Source organism: Microbacterium sp. TPD7012, assembly GCF_003075395.1.
GTDB lineage: Bacteria > Actinomycetota > Actinomycetes > Actinomycetales > Microbacteriaceae > Microbacterium.
Genome location: NZ_QDFV01000003.1, coordinates 376592 through 389222, shown reverse-complemented (window position 1 = coordinate 389222; position 12631 = coordinate 376592). Strand labels below are relative to the sequence as shown.

The 12631-nt window shown below is 68.8% G+C and carries 13 protein-coding genes and 1 tRNA gene; 10 read left to right on the top strand and 4 right to left on the bottom strand.

Translation table 11 applies throughout. From position 1 onward, the window contains the following. Positions 1-4: 4 nt before the first annotated feature. Genes DC434_RS09995 through DC434_RS09985 form a run of 3 tightly spaced genes read left to right on the top strand, consistent with a single transcriptional unit; the run spans position 5 to position 3166 of the window. Complete coding sequence (locus DC434_RS09995; RefSeq protein WP_116635415.1) at positions 5-1105, top strand: branched-chain amino acid aminotransferase; 1101 nt, start codon at positions 5-7, stop codon at positions 1103-1105. A gap of 28 nt (positions 1106-1133) precedes the next feature. After that, on the top strand, positions 1134-1910 hold the full coding sequence (locus DC434_RS09990; protein WP_116635125.1) for a fumarylacetoacetate hydrolase family protein: 777 nt from the start codon (positions 1134-1136) through the stop codon (positions 1908-1910). Beyond that, positions 1907-3166, top strand: a complete 1260-nt coding sequence (locus DC434_RS09985; protein WP_116635124.1) for an MFS transporter — start codon at positions 1907-1909, stop codon at positions 3164-3166. The genes DC434_RS09990 and DC434_RS09985 overlap by 4 nt, the downstream gene beginning before the upstream one ends. A gap of 16 nt (positions 3167-3182) precedes the next feature. Here the strand turns inward: DC434_RS09985 and DC434_RS09980 are convergent, their stop codons facing one another. Continuing rightward, positions 3183-4427, bottom strand: coding sequence for an acyl-CoA dehydrogenase family protein (locus DC434_RS09980; protein WP_116635123.1), 1245 nt, complete (start codon positions 4425-4427; stop codon positions 3183-3185). A 172-nt stretch (positions 4428-4599) separates the two neighbouring features. On the opposite strand from DC434_RS09980, the gene gltX reads away from it, so the two are divergent. Further along, positions 4600-6105 (top strand): glutamate--tRNA ligase, encoded by a 1506-nt coding sequence (gltX, locus tag DC434_RS09975; RefSeq protein WP_116635122.1) that lies wholly within the window; start codon positions 4600-4602, stop codon positions 6103-6105. Here the strand turns inward: gltX and DC434_RS20120 are convergent. Beyond that, positions 6061-6309, bottom strand: coding sequence for a hypothetical protein (locus tag DC434_RS20120; RefSeq protein ID WP_165808045.1), 249 nt, complete (start codon positions 6307-6309; stop codon positions 6061-6063). The two genes, gltX and DC434_RS20120, sit on opposite strands and share 45 nt — an antisense overlap. A 20-nt stretch (positions 6310-6329) precedes the next feature. Further along, positions 6330-6776 (bottom strand): VOC family protein, encoded by a 447-nt coding sequence (locus tag DC434_RS20115; RefSeq protein ID WP_165808044.1) that lies wholly within the window; start codon positions 6774-6776, stop codon positions 6330-6332. A 132-nt stretch (positions 6777-6908) separates the two neighbouring features. Between DC434_RS20115 and DC434_RS09965 the strand changes: the two genes are divergently transcribed. The 3 genes from DC434_RS09965 (at position 6909) to DC434_RS09955 (ending at position 8717) form a co-directional block, all read left to right on the top strand. Further along, on the top strand, positions 6909-7460 hold the full coding sequence (locus DC434_RS09965) for an ABATE domain-containing protein (protein WP_116635121.1): 552 nt from the start codon (positions 6909-6911) through the stop codon (positions 7458-7460). Positions 7461-7566: 106 nt separating this feature from the next. Continuing rightward, a tRNA-Gln gene (locus DC434_RS09960) sits at positions 7567-7638 on the top strand. 83 nt (positions 7639-7721) lie between these two features. Continuing rightward, positions 7722-8717, top strand: a complete 996-nt coding sequence (locus tag DC434_RS09955; protein ID WP_116635120.1) for an SDR family oxidoreductase — start codon at positions 7722-7724, stop codon at positions 8715-8717. Positions 8718-8724: 7 nt separating this feature from the next. On the opposite strand, the gene DC434_RS09950 is transcribed toward DC434_RS09955, so the two are convergent. Beyond that, the gene (locus DC434_RS09950) at positions 8725-9561 is read right to left on the bottom strand and encodes a hypothetical protein (RefSeq protein WP_116635119.1); all 837 of its coding nucleotides are present in this window, start codon (positions 9559-9561) and stop codon (positions 8725-8727) included. 116 nt (positions 9562-9677) lie between these two features. Between DC434_RS09950 and DC434_RS09945 the strand changes: the two genes are divergently transcribed. The 3 genes from DC434_RS09945 to DC434_RS09935 all read left to right on the top strand — a co-directional run bounded on the left by DC434_RS09945 (position 9678) and on the right by DC434_RS09935 (position 12606). Continuing rightward, positions 9678-11000 carry an MFS transporter gene (locus DC434_RS09945; RefSeq protein WP_243408903.1) on the top strand — a complete coding sequence of 441 codons (1323 nt, stop codon included), beginning with the start codon at positions 9678-9680 and terminating at the stop codon, positions 10998-11000. Between the two features lie 9 nt (positions 11001-11009). Next, positions 11010-11504: a hypothetical protein gene (locus DC434_RS09940; protein WP_116635118.1), complete on the top strand. Its 495-nt coding sequence runs from the start codon at positions 11010-11012 to the stop codon at positions 11502-11504. An 88-nt stretch (positions 11505-11592) separates the two neighbouring features. After that, positions 11593-12606, top strand: a complete 1014-nt coding sequence (locus DC434_RS09935; protein ID WP_116635117.1) for a DNA topoisomerase IB — start codon at positions 11593-11595, stop codon at positions 12604-12606. Positions 12607-12631: the final 25 nt, after the last annotated feature.

Sequence of the window (12631 nt, the reverse complement as noted above, 5' to 3'; positions counted from 1 at the left end):
CGAGATGACGACCATCGATGCTGAGGCGACCGTGGCTCCACTGGAGTTCGCGGTGACGAAGAACCTGACCGCGGCTTCGCCGGGGCGAGTGGCCGAGGTCCACGAGAACCCGGGGTTCGGCGTCGTCTTCACCGACCACATGGTCGACATCTGCTGGTCCGCCAAGGGCGGCTGGCACCGGCCGCGCGTGCAGCCGTACGGGCCGATCGCGCTCGACCCCGCGGCATCCGTCCTGCACTACGCCCAGGAGATCTTCGAGGGCATCAAGGCCTACCGTCACGAGGACGGATCCATCCACACGTTCCGCCCCGACCGTAACGCGGCGCGGATGCAGGCCAGCGCCCGGCGCCTGGCGCTGCCGGAGCTGCCGACCGAGTACTTCATCCAGTCGCTGCGCGAGCTCGTCAAGGTCGACGGGCACTGGGTGCCGTCGGGCGCCGACCAGAGTCTGTACCTGCGCCCGTTCATGTTCGCCAAGGAGGCCTTCCTCGGCGTCCGTGCGGCGCAGAAGGTCGCGTACTACGTGATCGCGAGCCCCGCCGGCGCCTACTTCTCCGGCGGCGTGAAGCCCGTGCGCATCTGGCTGTCCGAGGACTACGCCCGCGCGGGCAAGGGCGGCACCGGCAAGGCGAAGACCGGAGGCAACTACGCGTCGAGCCTGCTGGCGCAGAGCGAGGCCAGCGCGAAGGGCTGCGACCAGGTCGTCTTCCTCAACGAGCACCGCAACGTTGAGGAGCTCGGCGGCATGAACGTCGTGTTCGTCTTCAAGGACGGCCGCGTGGTCACGCCCGAGTCCGACAGCATCCTCGAGGGCATCACCCGCGACTCGCTGCTGCAGCTGGCGGAGGACCGCGGGTACACGGTGGAGAAGCGGCCGATCTCGATCGACGAGTGGCGCGAGGGCGTGGCATCGGGCGACATCGTCGAGGTGTTCGCGTGCGGCACGGCCGCGGTCGTGACTCCGATCGGCGCGCTGGTCGGCGACGGCTTCGACGAGCCGCAGCCCCTGGGCGAGCTGGCCCTGTCGCTGCGCGAGGAGCTCACCGACATCCAGTACGGTCGTCGCGAGGACCGGCACGGCTGGCTGCTCCGCCTCGACGCCTGAGGGGGAGCGCGCTCGCTAGGCTGGAACCATGAAGATCGCCCGGTTCAGCCACGACGACGCCATCATGTACGGGATCATCGACGGGACCGACCTCGTCGTCCTCGCCGGAGACCCCATGTTCTCGGGATACGAGACGACGGGGGCACGCGTGCCGCTGGCGGATGCAGCGCTGCTCGCTCCGGTGATCCCGCGGTCGAAGGTCGTCTGCGTGGGCAAGAACTACCACGATCACGCCGCCGAGATGGGGGGAGTGGCTCCCGAGGAGCCGCTCCTCTTCCTCAAGCCGAACACCGCGGTGATCGGGCCGGGCGACGCGATCGTGCGTCCGACCCTGTCCGAGCGCACCGAGTACGAGGGCGAGCTGGTGGTCGTGATCGGCAAGATCGCGAAGAACGTCAAGGCCGAGAACGCGCTCGACTACGTGCTCGGCTACACGATCGGCAACGACGTGACCGCGCGCGATCTGCAGCGCAAGGACGGCCAGTGGTCGCGTGCGAAGGGCTTCGACACGTTCTGCCCGCTCGGACCGGTCATCGAGACGGACTTCGATCCGGCATCCGCGAGCATCGAGACCCGCGTGAACGGCGAGGTGCGCCAGCAGGCGCCGCTCACCGACATGATCCATTCGGTCCCGGCGATCATCGAGTACGCCTCCGCCGTTTTCACGCTTCTTCCCGGTGACGTCATCATGACCGGCACCCCGGCAGGCGTGGGCGAGTTCGGCGCCGGCGACGTCGTCGAGGTCGAGATCACAGGTCTGGGGATCCTCCGCAACAGCGCACGCGACGCCGCACCCGCGTCATGACCGACGTCGCCCTGACGGCGGCCGAGCAGTCCGCCGTGCAGCGGCGCACCGTGCTCGTGCTGTCGTTCGGGCAGGTGCTCGGCGGGATTGCATTCGGTGCCACGGTGTCGCTGGGCGCTCTGCTCGCCGCGGACATCTCGGGCAGCGATGCGCTCTCCGGTCTCGCGACCGCGTCGGTGACACTCGGCGCGGCGGTCTGCGCCATCCCTCTCGCTCGGCTGGCTGCACGGGTCGGGCGTCGGCGCGCCCTCACCCTGGGGAACCTGTTCGCCCTCGTGGGCATCGCGGTGGTGATCCTCGCCGCGTCGCTGCGGGTGTTCCCGCTGCTGCTGGCGGGGATCCTGATGATCGGCGCCGGCAACGCAGGCAACCTGCAGTCGAGGTTCGCGGCGACCGACCTCGCCGCTCCGCAGCATCGCGGTCGGGACCTCTCGATCGTCGTCTGGTCGACGACCATCGGGGGAGTCGCGGGACCGCTGCTGCTGGGGCCGGGCGAGATCGTCGGGCAGGCGATAGGGATGCCGCCGCAGACCGGGTCCTACGTGTTCTCCTTCGTCGCGCAGTGCGCGGCGCTGATCCTGTACGTCGTCGCACTGCGCCCCGACCCGCTGCTGGCGGCCCAGCGACTCGCGAAGGCGGCGGCCGCCACCACCGGCGCGATCGTGGCCGACCGACCGATGGTGGCGAGGTACGCCATCTTCGCGGTTGCGGGGTCCCATGTCGTGATGGCGTCCGTCATGGCGATGACTCCCGTGCACCTCTCGCACATGGCGCACGGTGCCCACGGGATGGCTCCGACGCCCGCAGACGTCTCGGCTCTCGTCGGCATCACCATCGCGCTGCACGTCGGCGGCATGTACGCGCTCTCGCCGGTCTTCGGTGTGCTGGCCGACCGCTGGGGCCGGCTCCGGGTCGTGCTGCTCGGCCAGGTCCTGCTCGCCGGCGCGCTGGCCTTCGCGATCTTCTCCGGAACCGAGCAATGGGGCGTGATCGTCGCGCTGATCCTGCTCGGACTCGGCTGGAGTGCGGCGACCGTGGCCGGCGCCGCACTCCTGACCGAGGCGTCGGCACCGGACGTCCGCACGCGCCGGCAGGGGCGCAGCGACTCGCTCATGAGTCTCTCCGCCGCGGCCGGATCCGTGCTCGCGGGTGTCGTCCTCTCGAACTTCCAGTACGCGGGGCTCGGCGTCGCGGCATCCGTCCTGGTGGTCGCGATCGTGGTGCTCTCGCCGCTCGGGCGCACGTCGTCCCGCTGAGATCCCGCGACGCAGCTCACGTGTACCAGGTCGGCTCCGGCACCTCGCCGCGCAGCACGTAGTCGCCCACCTCGCGCTTCTTGTAGGCGATCGGGTCGTGCAGGCTGTGCGTGCGGAGGTTCCGCCAGAAGATGTCGAGCCCGACGGAGTTCGCCGACGCGCGGGCACCGGTGAGCTCGAAGACCTTCGTAGCGACCTCGAGACCGTCATCGACGATCCGCAGCTTGCCCGCCGCGATCCGCACCGCGATCTCGCCGCGCCGGCGCGCCGTGAGCTCCTCGCGCGGGGCATGCAGGACCGCGCTGATCTCCGCGCCCACGGCATCCAGCAGGGCCTCGTCGGCCCAGAGCTTGGATGCCAGCGTCCCGTAGCCCTCGAGCAGATACCACTCGTCGGTGGCGCGCTGCTTGTCGTCACCGCCGTACGGCCATGCCCGGGTGGTCGTACGGGTGTAGGCCGAGGCCGTCTCGAGCGCGCCCTGCGCGATGCCGAGGTAGAAGTTCGCGAACACGAGCTGGATCGCGGGCACGTTCAGCGTGTTGTACGTGAGCGGCTGGAAGACCTTGTCCACGAACCCGGCGGCGGAGGCCCAGGGCACCCGCACGTCGCGGATCTCGACCGATCCGGACTCCGTGAGCCGCTGACCCAGGTTGTCCCAGTCGCCGGCGAAGACGATGCCCTCCTGCGCGGTCGGCACGATGGCGAAGATGTGGGTGTCCGTGCCCTGGAGGACTCCTTCGAGGACCGTGAGGTCCGAGACCCGGCCGCCGGTGGAGAACGACTTGGTCCCGGAGAAGACGAGGTCGTCGCCCTCTTCGCGGATCACCAGGTCGGAATCGCGAGGATTGACCGCACCGCCGAAGACGAAGCGGTTCACGGTGTAGAGCTCCTCGACGGCGGCGATCTGCTCGTCCGTCGCGACCAGCCGGGCCGCCCACGCCCAGAGGTAGTGGTACCCGAGCACCTGTCCGATCGATCCGTCGCCGCGTGCGACGGTCCGGATGACCTTGTAGGCCGTCTCCCAGCTCTCGCCGGCACCGCCGTGCGCGACCGGGCCGAGCAGCGTGACGAGTCCTGAGTCCTTGAGCAGCTGCACCTCCAGGTGCGGGGCGGCGTTGGCGCGATCGCGTTCGACGGCGTCGACCGACAGGATGTCGGCGACCTCCTGAGCGCGATCGAGCCACTCGATGCTCGTCCGCGGGGGTGCGGCCTCGCGCCAGCGGTCTCCGAGGCCTGTGGTCACTGCGTCTGCGATGGTCATGGTGTGCCTTCCTGTGGGGAACGTGTGCCGCAACGATAGGAGCCGGTCGCGGATCTCGCGCCCCGGATTACCGGGGGTGAGCGTCTGTTACCCGGAGTGTCCCGATACGTCGCCCCGGCACACCCGTCGAGCCGTCGGAGAGCCGGGCATCGCCAACTAGAATCGAAGGGCTATGGCTACCCCTCACCCCCTCACCACGACTGCACGTGGTGCCGACGTCCGCGTCCGCTTCTGCCCTTCGCCGACCGGCCTGCCGCATGTCGGCCTCGTGCGCACCGCCCTCTTCAACTGGGCGTACGCGCGTCATAACGGCGGCAAGATGGTGTTCCGCATCGAGGACACCGATGCCGCGCGTGACAGCGAGGAGAGCTACCGCCAGCTGCTCGACGCGCTCACCTGGCTCAAGATCGACTGGGACGAGGGTGTCGAGGTCGGCGGACCGCACGCGCCCTACCGGCAGTCCGAGCGCCACGACATCTACCGCGGGGTCATCGACAAGCTCCTCGACTCGGGCGCCCTCTACGAGAGCTTCTCGAACGCGGAGGAGATCGACGCCCGCAACGAGGCGAACGGTCGGGCGAAGCAGCTCGGCTACGACAACTTCGATCGCGACCTCACCGACGCGCAGAAGGAGGCGTTCCGCGCCGAGGGCCGCCAGCCCGCTCTGCGCCTCCGCGTTCCCGACGAGGACCTGACCTACGTCGACCTCATCCGCGGCGAGGTCACCTTCCCGGCGGGGTCCTTCCCCGACTTCGTCGTCGTGCGACCGAACGGCATCCCGCTCTACACGTTCGTGAACCCGGTGGACGACGCGCTGATGGGGATCACGCACGTCCTGCGCGGCGAGGACCTCATGCCGTCGACCGCACGCCAGCTGTCGCTCTACGCGGCGCTCATCGAGGCGGGCGTCACGACCTTCGTGCCGCGCTTCGCGCACATGCCTCTCGTGCTGGGGGAGACCGGCAACAAGAAGCTCTCGAAGCGCGACCCGCAGGCCGACCTGTTCCTGCACCGCGATCGCGGCTTCATCCCGGAGGGCCTGCTCAACTACCTCGCCCTGCTCGGCTGGTCGATCGGGCACGATCGCGACGTCTTCTCCCTGGAGGAGTTCACCGCCGCCTTCGACGTCGAGAACGTCAACCCGAACCCGGCACGCTTCGACCAGAAGAAGGCCGAGTCCATCAACGGCGACCACATCCGCACGCTGGCGGAGAAGGATTTCGCCGAGCGCACGATCCCGTATCTGGCGGCCGCCGGCCTCTTCGACGAGCCGACCCGCGAGCAGCTCGTCACGGCCTTCCGTGTCGCGCCGCTGGTGCAGGAGCGTGTGCAGCTGCTCGGCGAGGTGCCCGGCATGGTCGGCTTCCTGTTCACGGATGACGTCTCGTACGACGCCGATGCGCTCAAGGGTCTGCCGGCGAACGCCGCCGAGGTGCTCGAGGCCTGCGTCGCCGCGCTCGAGCCGGTGAGCGAGTTCACCCCGGAGAAGATCCAGGATGCCCTCGCCCACGCGCTGGTCGAGACGCTGGAGCTCAAGCCGCGTGTCGCCTACGGTCCGCCGCGTGTCGCGATCACGGGTCGTCGGGTCTCGCCGCCGCTCTTCGAGTCGATGGAGCTGCTCGGGAAGGACGAGTCACTGCGCCGTCTGCGAGGGCTCGCCGAGTTCCTCGCGAGCTGAGTCCCCGAGTCCCGGGTCCTCTCGGCTCGCGTCGTCCGCGACGAGGCGGAGCCCTCGCTCCACGAGCCTCGCGGTCATGTGGGCCGCGTACCACTGCGGCCACTGCTCGTCGTAGATCCCGCCGAGGTCCTCCTGCTCGTGCACGCCGTGCGCCGCGGCCGCGCGCGTGAGAAGGTCCTGGAGGATGCGCGTCGTCTCATCCATGGTGTTCCCGGCTTCGGTGATCAACGCCCGGGGAGGCGATCGACGATCTGCTGGATGATCCACTCGTTCCCGTCGGGATCGTCGAACGAGACGTACGACGAGTAGCTGTCGTGCTGGGTGTTCGCGCCCGGAAGACGGTTCCGATCGCCCGCCCAGTGGAAGATCCCGTCGGCGTCGTGCCATACGTCCGAGACGTCTGCGCCGCCGGCGACGAGTTCGGCACGGGCCGCTTCGAGGTCGGGGGTGACGAGGTGCAGTCCGCGCACCGAGCCAGGAGCGGCATCCGTCAGATTCTCGCCGAAGATGATCGACGCCGTTCCCTTTCCCGGAGGCGTCACCTGGACGACGCGCAGACCGCGATCGGTGGTGAAGTCCGCGTCGAGGCGGAAGCCGAGACGCGTGTAGAAGGCCTTGCTGCGATCGACGTCGGAGACGGGGAGGACGACGATCTCGAGTGTGAGTTCCATGATGAGCCTGTTCGTGTGGGTGATCTGCGTAACTTGTTGAAGCGGTTACGACTCTTGCTCAACTCAACGTAACTGTCAAGATGGTTATTCCGGATTGCACAATTACTTGTGACCCGCCAGAATGGTTACGCTATGCACGCCTTTCCCTGCGGGACGCCCGCCCTCGACTTCGTCGGAACGCTGCGCGCGCGCCGCAACGCGTCGCCCACGGAGAAGCTCGACTCGGATGCCGCGCTCACGGCATGGTTCGAGGAATCCGGGCTGGTCCACGATGCTCCGGACGTTGCGACCGGCGACCTCGAGGCGGCCATCGCCCTGCGTGAGGCCGTCTACGACCTCGTGAGCGCTCGACGGCGAGGTGATGCGATTCCCGGCCCGGCGAGAGAGATCGTGAACGGCTTCGCCGAGGGGATGCCGATCGGCGTGCGGCTCGACGGCGTCGTGCGGCGATCGGGAACCGTCGCCCAAGGGCTGTCGTCCCTGGCTCGCCAGGCCGTCGAGATCGTCGGAGGAGAGGATGCGGCGCTGCTGCGCGAGTGCGCTCGCCCCGAGTGCACTCAGGTGTATCTCGATCGGTCTCGCGGTCATCGCCGCGAGTGGTGCGCCATGAAGACCTGTGGCAACCGGGTGAAGGCGGCGAACTTCCGGGCTCGTCAGCGCGCGGACGCGGAAGCGTCGGCATGACATGTCGCGCGCGACGCGCCCGGGGCGCGGGAGACACGGGGCGTTTTGGCGTTCTGCCCCTGCTCCGGTAGGCTTGATTCTCGGTGCGAGGCTCCGGTTTCGCCCTTGGGGTATGGTGTAATTGGCAACACGACGGTTTCTGGTTCCGTTATTCTTGGTTCGAGTCCAGGTACCCCAGCAAGATGAGAACCCTCGCGTGAGCGGGGGTTTTTTCGTTGAAGCGAGTGGTTCTCCGCACGGCGCTCCTGGCAGACTGACCTCATGAGCCCACAACGGATCCTGTTCATCGGCGGCACGGGGATCATCAGCTCCGCCAGCGTGTCGCACGCCCTCGACCTCGGCCACGACGTCACGGTGCTCAACCGCGGGACCACCGGCATCCGTCCGCTGCCCGAGGGTGCCCGGTCGATCGTCGCCGACATCAGGGATCCGGAGGCGACCCGGGCGGCGCTGGACGCTGCCTGGGAGGACTTCGACGTCGTGGCGGATTTCCTGTCCTTCACGCCGGATCAGGTGCAGTCCGGCGTCGATCTCTTCGAGGGCCGGGTCGGGCAGTACGTGTTCATCAGCTCGGCGTCGGCGTACCAGACGCCGCCGTCACGTCTTCCGGTCACCGAGTCCACGCCGCTGCGCAATCCGCACTGGCAGTACTCGCGAGACAAGATCGCCTGCGAGGACCTGCTCGTCTCGGCCTACCGGGAACGCGGGTTCCCCGCGACGATCGTGCGGCCGTCGCACACCTACGACGCGACCTCGGTGCCGACGCTCGGCGGATGGACCGACATCGCCCGGATGCGCGCGGGCAAGCCGGTCGTGGTGCACGGCGACGGGTCCAGTCTGTGGACCATCACGCACACTCGGGATTTCGCGGTGGGGTTCGTGGGTCTCCTCGGCCATCCTGCCGCCGTGGGCGACGCGTTCCACATCACGGGTGATCACGCGCCGACGTGGGATCAGATCTATCGATGGCTCGGAGCGGCGGCCGGCGTCGATCCCGAGCTCGTGCACGTCGCGTCCGACACGATCGCGGCGGTGCACCCCGCGTGGGGTGATGGCCTGCTGGGCGACAAGGCGCACTCGATGGTCTTCGACAACAGCAAGGTGAAGGGCCTCGTGCCCGAGTTCCGCACCACGGTCACCTTCGATCAGGGAGCGCACGAGATCCTGGCGTGGTACGACGCGAACCCGGATCGTCAGATCGTCGATGCCGCGGCCGACGCGGCGTTCGAGCGCGTTCTCGCTCTGCCGCGGAGCTGATCCCGGACTACTCGCACTCTCCGATGAAGCCCAGGTAGCAGACGGCCTCGTGGGTCACGGCCGGTGCCTGATCGTTGTTGGACACCTGCCGGGTGTCGATCTCCGCAGTGCGCGAGAGGCTGCCGTAGTCGCCGAGCGAGGCGACGTACGACCCCGGTTCGTCGAGGGCTCTCATCTCGTCGACGGCCGCGAGGTAGTCCGCGCACAGGGCGGCGGCCGACTCGGTGAGCTCGACACCGGCGCACGTCGCGTCGTACTGCGCCTGCATCACGGTGATGCAGTCGGTCCAGTCCTGGTTCACGAAGCAGGGGTTGACCGCGTCCATGGCCACGTCGAACCGTCCGGTCTCGAATTCCTCGCTGTGGAACGTCTCCGGCTTCTCGGGCACATCGACCTTGGTCCAGTGGCGCGCGGTCGTGAAGGCGAAGACGACGACGATCGCCGCGATCAGCAGCAGGGCCCCGAGGATCGAGAGAGTGACCCAGAGTCCGACGTTCTTCTTCCGCGGAGCCGTGTCCGTCGGGGGGAGGGCCGAAGGGTACGGAGATCCACCCGCGTACGCCCCGGGTGCGGCGGGCAGGATCCGCGTCAGATCGTGATCGCCGAGGGGAGCCTGCGGCACGGGCGCCGGAGGTGCGGGGACCTGCGGTACGGCGGGATACGGCGTCGTCGCGGGAGCGGCCGCGGCGGCGGGGGTCGTGAGCCAGTAGGAGTACCAGCTCTGCGCGGATGCCGGGTCGTCGTGCACCTGCTGCGCCTCGGCATCCGTCAGCGTGATGCCGAGGTGACGGCGTCCGTCCGCGCTCAGCAGGGCGGCGCGGAACTCCTCGAGTGACAGTGCCATGTTCAGGATCATCCCAGAACCGGTGGGATCCGGACAATCCGGATTCGCGTTCGGGTGATACGGCCCTGCGCACAGAGAATGTCGGAGGCATCGGGAAGAATGCTCGGGTGACCGGCATGAGAAGCTTCTGGAACGCGCTGCCCACCGAAGGGCGCTGGCTGCTGTCGACCGTGGCGATCCAGACTCTCGGTCGAGGGATGACGCTCCCGTTCACGATCATCTATCTCCACGAGGTCCGCGGATTCGATCTCGGCATCTCGGGCGCGCTGATGAGCCTCATCGCGATCACCGGATTGATCGTCACGGGCCCCGGCGGGACGCTGATCGACCGTTTCGGCGCGCGGCGCGTGCTGATCGTCGGACTCCTGTCGATGATCGCGGGCTGCGCGCTGCTCGCGTTCGCCACGCATCCGGCGGTCGCCGCGATCGCCGTCATCCTCATCGGCGTCAACTTCGGCGTCTCATGGCCGGGGTTCAACGCGCTCATCGCCACGGTCGTCGACGGCGAGGTGCGTCAGCAGTACTTCGGCGTCAACTTCGCTCTGGTGAATCTCGGCATCGGCGTCGGCGGTGTGATCGGCGGGTTCTTCGTCGACGTGCACGACCCCACGACGTTCACGACGATCTTCCTGGTCGATGCGGCGAGCAGTCTCATCCCGCTGGCGCTGCTGCTCGGACCGCTCCGCCACGTGCGCACTCAGCACGAGGCCGAGGCCGACGCACCCCCGGTCGGCGGGTACCGCGAGATCCTCCGTCGGCCGGCCGTCCTGTGGCTCACCCTGCTGACGTTCCTGGCCGTGTTCATCGGATACGGGCAGATGGAGGCGGGGTTCCCGGCATTCGCGCGGCAGGTCTCCGAGGTGTCGACGCAGGTGGTCGGCCTCTCGTTCGCCGTGAACACGGCGGTGATCGTTCTGCTGCAGTTCGCGGTGCTCCGGCTCATCTCCGGCCGACGACGCACCAGGGTCATGCAGGTGATGGCGCTCATCTGGGCGCTGTCGTGGGTGATTCTCGGAGCGACGGGATTCCTTCCCGGCTCGGTGACGGCAGCGATCGGTGTGATCGCCTTCATGGGCGTCTTCGCATTCGGGGAGACGATGCTGCAGCCCACGGTCCCCGCCATCTACAACGATCTCGCCTCCGACCGCACGAGAGGGCGCTACAACGCGATCAACTCCGCGGCCTTCCAGGGCGGCGCCATCACGGGACCGCTCGTGGCCGGTGTGATGCTCGGCGGGGGATGGGACGGCTGGTTCATCGGCGTGATGATCGCGGGGAGCCTCGCCGTCGGCGTGCTGGCCCTGGTGCTCGAACGGGTCGTCCTGCCCGAGGCGAACGGAGTGTCGTCGGTCGGTGCCGATGGCGGACCGGATGCCGGGGCTGCGGGCGTTTCCGGCATCCATCGAACGGACGACGACGGCGGGGGTCGAAGCCCTTAGGCTCCAGCCATGGCTCTGGAATCCCTCTTCCTCCGTCTCGACCGGATCGCGGGCGGGCGGCAGGCCGGCGTCGCGATCAGCGAGGCCGACCGCACACACCCCAAGACCGTGCGAGCGTTCACCTGGATCCTCTGGCTTCTCGTCGTCGAGCTCGTGATCGGCGTCGGAGCCGTCGTGGTCGCGTTGCTGCTCGCCGTCGAGGGGGAGCCGGTCTCCTTCGCCGTCTGGATGCGGACGCTGGTCGTGCTCGCGATGACCGCCACCTTGTTCTCCCTCGCCTGGCGGGCGCGGCGAGGATGGCGGTGGGCGTATCGACGGCTGCGGCTGTTCGCGCAGATCTTCCCGGTGATCACGCTCGTGATGGCGGCGACCCCCGGCCTCTACCCGCTCTGGATGGTCTCCGAGCAGATCGTCTTCAGCCTGATCATGATCGGCATCGCCGACTTCCTCACGAGCGACCATATGCGCAGCGCCTTCGCCGCACCCCGTGCTGAGGCGCGATAGCACGGCAGAGCACGCGACGCCACTCCCTTTCAGTGGCGAAGCAAGCACGACATCCTCGATCCGACAATGAGTCGAGGAGGCAGAGCGGATGGCGAGACTGAACCGCGTCGTTCCCGGGCAGGACCCCGGATTCCGTCGTGTGCGATCCGGGTCCGGGTTCCGCTACGTGGATGCGGCGGGTGAGACGGCTCCGGAGGCCGATCGGGAGCGGGTCAGCGACCTGGTGATCCCGCCGGCATGGACCGACGTCTGGATCGCCGCCGACCCCCTGGCTCACATCCAGGCCGTGGGCATCGACGAAGCCGGACGCAAGCAGTACCTGTATCACCCGCTCTGGCGGGTCTCGCGTGATCGACGCAAGTTCATCCGCGCGCTCGACCTCGCCGCCGCGCTTCCGGGTGCCAGGGCCCAGGTGACCCGCGCGCTCGGTGACGACGGGCAGACGAAGGCCAAGGCTCTCGCGATCGCCTTCCGCCTGCTCGACGACGCCGCGCTCCGCATCGGATCCGAGCGATACCTCGTGCGTCACGGCAGCCGCGGGCTGACGACCCTGCGCAGACGCGACGTGAAGCTCGACGGCAGCGCTGTCGCCCTGTCCTTCCCCGCGAAGAGCGGCAGGACGGCGTCGATCGAGATCACGGACGACTCACTCGCCGAGGCCCTCACCGAATTCGCCGCGGGTGGTCCACGGGAGTTCCTCCTCGCCTACCGCAGGGGGCGTCGGCGGGTGCGCATCACTCCGGCGGAGGTCAACGCGTACGTGCGCGAGATCACGGGTGCCACGTTCTCGGCGAAGGACTTCCGGACCCTGCACGGCACGATCACCGCCGCGGATGCGCTGGCGCAGATCGGCGAGCTCGACCGTCGCGGGGATCGGGCCAGGGCGGAGCGTCTCGCGGTCCAGGCGACGGCGACGGCACTCGGGAACACGACGGCCGTCGCGCGCGGCAGCTACATCGACCCCCGTGTCTTCCGGCTCTACGCCCGCGGACAGACGCTCGATCTGACCGTGACGCCGGAGACGGCCATCCGTCGTCTGCTCGGCGGGCCCGAGAAGAGCCGCAAGGCCGGACGGCGCGAGAAGAGAGAGCGTCGGCGCTGAGCGAGGGCGGGCGTCCGGGTCGGTA

What these genes read in the sequence shown, in the direction of transcription:
- DC434_RS09995 (WP_116635415.1), top strand. Translation starts at nt 5, where the DNA reads ATGACGACCATCGATGCTGAGGCGACCGTGGCTCCACTGGAGTTCGCG.
- DC434_RS09990 (WP_116635125.1), top strand. Translation starts at nt 1,134, where the DNA reads ATGAAGATCGCCCGGTTCAGCCACGACGACGCCATCATGTACGGGATC.
- DC434_RS09985 (WP_116635124.1), top strand. Translation starts at nt 1,907, where the DNA reads ATGACCGACGTCGCCCTGACGGCGGCCGAGCAGTCCGCCGTGCAGCGG.
- DC434_RS09980 (WP_116635123.1), bottom strand. Translation starts at nt 4,427, where the DNA reads ATGACCATCGCAGACGCAGTGACCACAGGCCTCGGAGACCGCTGGCGC.
- gltX (WP_116635122.1), top strand. Translation starts at nt 4,600, where the DNA reads ATGGCTACCCCTCACCCCCTCACCACGACTGCACGTGGTGCCGACGTC.
- DC434_RS20120 (WP_165808045.1), bottom strand. Translation starts at nt 6,309, where the DNA reads ATGGATGAGACGACGCGCATCCTCCAGGACCTTCTCACGCGCGCGGCC.
- DC434_RS20115 (WP_165808044.1), bottom strand. Translation starts at nt 6,776, where the DNA reads ATGGAACTCACACTCGAGATCGTCGTCCTCCCCGTCTCCGACGTCGAT.
- DC434_RS09965 (WP_116635121.1), top strand. Translation starts at nt 6,909, where the DNA reads ATGCACGCCTTTCCCTGCGGGACGCCCGCCCTCGACTTCGTCGGAACG.
- DC434_RS09955 (WP_116635120.1), top strand. Translation starts at nt 7,722, where the DNA reads ATGAGCCCACAACGGATCCTGTTCATCGGCGGCACGGGGATCATCAGC.
- DC434_RS09950 (WP_116635119.1), bottom strand. Translation starts at nt 9,561, where the DNA reads ATGGCACTGTCACTCGAGGAGTTCCGCGCCGCCCTGCTGAGCGCGGAC.
- DC434_RS09945 (WP_243408903.1), top strand. Translation starts at nt 9,678, where the DNA reads ATGAGAAGCTTCTGGAACGCGCTGCCCACCGAAGGGCGCTGGCTGCTG.
- DC434_RS09940 (WP_116635118.1), top strand. Translation starts at nt 11,010, where the DNA reads ATGGCTCTGGAATCCCTCTTCCTCCGTCTCGACCGGATCGCGGGCGGG.
- DC434_RS09935 (WP_116635117.1), top strand. Translation starts at nt 11,593, where the DNA reads ATGGCGAGACTGAACCGCGTCGTTCCCGGGCAGGACCCCGGATTCCGT.